Genomic DNA, 3,064 nt, shown 5'->3' with positions numbered 1-3,064 from the left:
GTATTGAGGCTTATTGGTCGGAAGGTCGTGAGCCTTGCAATACCGTTTAAAGGTGCTGAGGCTAATTTCTAGCGCTGCCATAATTTCGTCTCTGTTCATGGCCGTTCATGGTTGGTTGTGAACATTGGTGGTTGGGCGCGATCGCTCAGGGATACTGAAATTTGGATTTTTCCAAACAGGTAAACCGCAAGAGCAACCCAGATTGCTATCAGCAGAAGCTTCAGCGGATGCGGAAATCTAAAGCGTTTACGCCTGCTCATGGTCGGTCACGGTCGTTTTTGACCAATCGATATTAGTGGTTATGGTTTTATGGACTAACCAATCAACCGCTGCGAACGCATCCTCTAACGTCATTTCGCGGTCGTCCGTTGCCATCTTGTAAGCCTTTTTCCATTCGGGCGATTCCGAAAGTCTCGCCAGGATTTCAAGCACTGTTTGCAATTCTTGAAGGAATGTTGGATGTGTCACAATCGTTATATCTCTCTTTAGGGATAGGCCAGGGGTAGAGATTTGAATTCGTACCCCTGGTTTTTCAATGGATAGCTTTGGTAAAGACGTACTGTGTTGTGGGTATTTGTTGAATGCCGCTAACCAACTGTTCGATGGTTATTGGCTTTAGTTGACGGCGGCGACGCCGGTTGTTTTTCTGAATGGAAGACTTCCTTTTAGACATGGTTACTCCTGATGAACACGGGGATTCTATTAGCAGAATCCCCTTTCAGTAAGCCAGGAATTAGACGATCGCAGCACTTGAGAAGACGATTAAGACGACGGGTTCAGCCTCGTCTTCATCCTCGTCTTCATCCTCGTCTTCAGCCTCGTCTTTACTAAGCTCTGGAAAGGGTGTTTCTAGCAAGGTATCTTCGTTCATGGTTTTGAGATTTAGGATTTAGGATTTTGAGTTTTCCCATTCACTCCGAGAGCCACGCGACGCGACGACTTACAGGCTCGATCGAATGTGTGACGGGAATGGAACAGCCAGGACTCGAACCTGGAAACTACACCTGTTAGAGGCAGGGACGGATTTAATCATCTTTATGTAGCAGCCAGGTTCGGCAATGTAAGTTTAACCTTACACCGTCTATAGTGCAAGGTTAAACTTACATTGTCAAGGGGTATCTGCAAGCTTTTTAATCTCTGCCTCGCGAGGAAAAGCCATAGCAAACTCGGTCAATGTACACCCCAGAATTTCAATAATCACCAGAGTTTCCGCAGGCGAGAGCTTAGGAATGGCTCTTCCATTAATCCAAGCCGATACAGCCTGTCGAGACAAAGGGCGACCTGATATGTTGTTCCAAGCTAATTCAACCAATTCTGCAAATCGCTCCTGAGTAAGCCCTTTACGTTCCAAAAGAGTCATAAAAATTTCATTCTTCATGCTTACGCCTTGACAGTGTAAGGTTGACCTGTCACCATTATAGGTAAGGTTCGCCTTACGTGCAAGTCCTCCGACGTGGTAGACGACGCAAAGGGCAGTCCCGCACCTGCTAAGCCGCTGAACTGCCTTTTAAGTAAGTGTCGCACCATCTCAGCGATCGCCATACCAGCACTCAGCCGCATTCTCGGCCCTGGAGTGCCGTCCTTTACACAGGAGGTGTCCATGATCGACTAACCGAGTTTGGATTGAGGGACAAACAGGGCGTCCGTGTGAGGGACGCCCTGTCTAACCAAACAGTTTGTTGCTGCAACTGTATTTACCCAAACCCAAACAAAAAGTGCGCTTGATTATTGTCGAGCAATCTATCCGAGAGATCACGATCGATGAACCATCCATACACGGACTTCGCCCTCTACCTGGAAGAGGAATACGGCAAGGAAGTAGGCGATCGCTACCGAGAATTGTTGCGTAGCCCAACATACAAATCAGCCAAAGTTCGGCACAAGAACTACAACAAACCCAAAAAAGGCACACCCCGGAAAAGGAGATTCGCATGACGCACTGCAAATCCTGCAAAGTCGAAATCACTTGGATGAGAACCTTGAGCGGCAAACTAACCCCCGTAAACCAGGACGGCACTAGCCACTGGGCAACCTGCCCAGACGCGAAGAAGTTTAAAACCCCAAATAGGACAGGACAACCAAAGATGACGCTCGAAATTCATCACTTGGAGGGAAAACAACTTGTCTGGTCAGAAGACGAAGCCTCATTATGCTGCTCTTGGAATTCAAACGAAGGCGATTGTGACGATCCAGCTTTGCCAGGTAAACAATACTGCTCGTATCACCTGGGAATAGTTGAATTCATGCAGGACAACGAATGACTCAAACAGAAGGAACCTTCAAAGGACAACCAAAAATGACACTTGAAAGTTATTTGAAAACTGGAAAAAGCATAGGCATCACCCGGTTCTATGTCGAAGAAATTCAGATAGAAGACGGCGAAACCAGTTTCTATATTCACCCTGTCGATGACATGGTTCGTGTTGGTGGAGAACCCATGCACTATGTTGTGACAGGCGATTTATTAGAACGAGTTGAACGCGACACCATCATACAAGGGCAAGAACAAATAGACTCCTTGCGTTCCGAACTAAGTGGATATTCCTCATCTCTTGGCCTTGACTTCAATTCAGCCATAGACGATATTCCAACGCTAATCCTGGAAACGCGGAAAGTGCTTGCCGCCCTCAACTCAAGCGCGGCTGCCCACAGAAGCATCCAAAAGCTCAAAACCGAATTACTGAGGCACGAAGCAATAATAGGAATTCAAAGAGAAGACGATGGTGATTTCAACGCTTTTGCCAACCGCATAGAGTATGTATTTTCCACTTACCGAAAAGACATACGTTCGCTGGAGAAAGTGATGAACGATACTATCGAGGATTTAGCTCTTATCGCTCAATGCAAGGAAACGCTTACGAGGAATAATTGGTCATCTTCTGTTTACGGTTGCATCCAAATTATCATCCTTAAAATCTGTGGTTTAGCCGCAGAACGTCTTCAGCGTAGCCTCAAGGATCCCATCCCTGAATCATACGACAGGAGTGATTTCTGATGTCGATGAAATCCCCTTTTAAAACCAGATTAGGTAACTCATACGCTCATCATAATCCTGAGATATGGG

Annotated in this window: 8 protein-coding genes; 3 read left to right on the top strand and 5 right to left on the bottom strand. The window is 46.4% G+C overall.

Going from position 1 to position 3,064, the window contains the following annotated elements; all coding sequences use genetic code 11:
• Positions 1 to 246: 246 nt before the first annotated feature.
• The 5 genes from LAY41_RS32005 to LAY41_RS31985 all read right to left on the bottom strand — a co-directional run bounded on the left by LAY41_RS32005 (position 247) and on the right by LAY41_RS31985 (position 1,602).
• Entirely contained in the window at positions 247 to 468 is a 222-nt protein-coding gene (locus tag LAY41_RS32005; protein ID WP_249106726.1) for a hypothetical protein, read from the bottom strand.
• A 64-nt stretch (positions 469 to 532) separates the two neighbouring features.
• Positions 533 to 673, bottom strand: coding sequence for a hypothetical protein (locus LAY41_RS32000; protein ID WP_249106724.1), 141 nt, complete (start codon positions 671 to 673; stop codon positions 533 to 535).
• A 60-nt stretch (positions 674 to 733) separates the two neighbouring features.
• A complete protein-coding gene (locus LAY41_RS31995; RefSeq protein WP_249106722.1) occupies positions 734 to 871 on the bottom strand; it encodes a hypothetical protein in 138 nt (45 codons plus the stop codon).
• A 237-nt stretch (positions 872 to 1,108) separates the two neighbouring features.
• Entirely contained in the window at positions 1,109 to 1,378 is a 270-nt protein-coding gene (locus LAY41_RS31990; protein ID WP_249106720.1) for a helix-turn-helix transcriptional regulator, read from the bottom strand.
• 2 nt (positions 1,379 to 1,380) lie between these two features.
• Positions 1,381 to 1,602 carry a hypothetical protein gene (locus LAY41_RS31985; protein ID WP_249106718.1) on the bottom strand — a complete coding sequence of 74 codons (222 nt, stop codon included), beginning with the start codon at positions 1,600 to 1,602 and terminating at the stop codon, positions 1,381 to 1,383.
• Positions 1,603 to 1,761: 159 nt separating this feature from the next.
• Here LAY41_RS31985 and LAY41_RS31980 point away from each other — a divergent pair, with 159 nt between their 5' ends.
• From LAY41_RS31980 to LAY41_RS31970, 3 genes are all read left to right on the top strand, one after another.
• On the top strand, positions 1,762 to 1,935 hold the full coding sequence (locus tag LAY41_RS31980) for a hypothetical protein (RefSeq protein WP_249106717.1): 174 nt from the start codon (positions 1,762 to 1,764) through the stop codon (positions 1,933 to 1,935).
• 149 nt (positions 1,936 to 2,084) lie between these two features.
• Positions 2,085 to 2,261: a hypothetical protein gene (locus LAY41_RS31975; RefSeq protein WP_249106716.1), complete on the top strand. Its 177-nt coding sequence runs from the start codon at positions 2,085 to 2,087 to the stop codon at positions 2,259 to 2,261.
• Positions 2,258 to 2,995, top strand: coding sequence for a hypothetical protein (locus LAY41_RS31970; protein ID WP_249106715.1), 738 nt, complete (start codon positions 2,258 to 2,260; stop codon positions 2,993 to 2,995). The genes LAY41_RS31975 and LAY41_RS31970 overlap by 4 nt, the downstream gene beginning before the upstream one ends.
• Positions 2,996 to 3,064 lie beyond the last annotated feature (69 nt).

It is taken from the genome of Argonema galeatum A003/A1 (assembly GCF_023333595.1).
Classification (GTDB): Bacteria; Cyanobacteriota; Cyanobacteriia; order Cyanobacteriales; family Aerosakkonemataceae; genus Argonema; species Argonema galeatum.
This window is presented reverse-complemented; position numbering and strand designations above follow the sequence as displayed.

Excerpts from the sequence above, each read along its gene's own strand:
- LAY41_RS32000 (WP_249106724.1), bottom strand. The coding sequence starts at position 673 with ATGTCTAAAAGGAAGTCTTCCATTCAGAAAAACAACCGGCGTCGCCGC.
- LAY41_RS31995 (WP_249106722.1), bottom strand. The coding sequence starts at position 871 with ATGAACGAAGATACCTTGCTAGAAACACCCTTTCCAGAGCTTAGTAAA.
- LAY41_RS31990 (WP_249106720.1), bottom strand. The coding sequence starts at position 1,378 with ATGAAGAATGAAATTTTTATGACTCTTTTGGAACGTAAAGGGCTTACT.
- LAY41_RS31985 (WP_249106718.1), bottom strand. The coding sequence starts at position 1,602 with ATGGACACCTCCTGTGTAAAGGACGGCACTCCAGGGCCGAGAATGCGG.
- LAY41_RS31980 (WP_249106717.1), top strand. The coding sequence starts at position 1,762 with ATGAACCATCCATACACGGACTTCGCCCTCTACCTGGAAGAGGAATAC.
- LAY41_RS31975 (WP_249106716.1), top strand. The coding sequence starts at position 2,085 with ATGACGCTCGAAATTCATCACTTGGAGGGAAAACAACTTGTCTGGTCA.
- LAY41_RS31970 (WP_249106715.1), top strand. The coding sequence starts at position 2,258 with ATGACTCAAACAGAAGGAACCTTCAAAGGACAACCAAAAATGACACTT.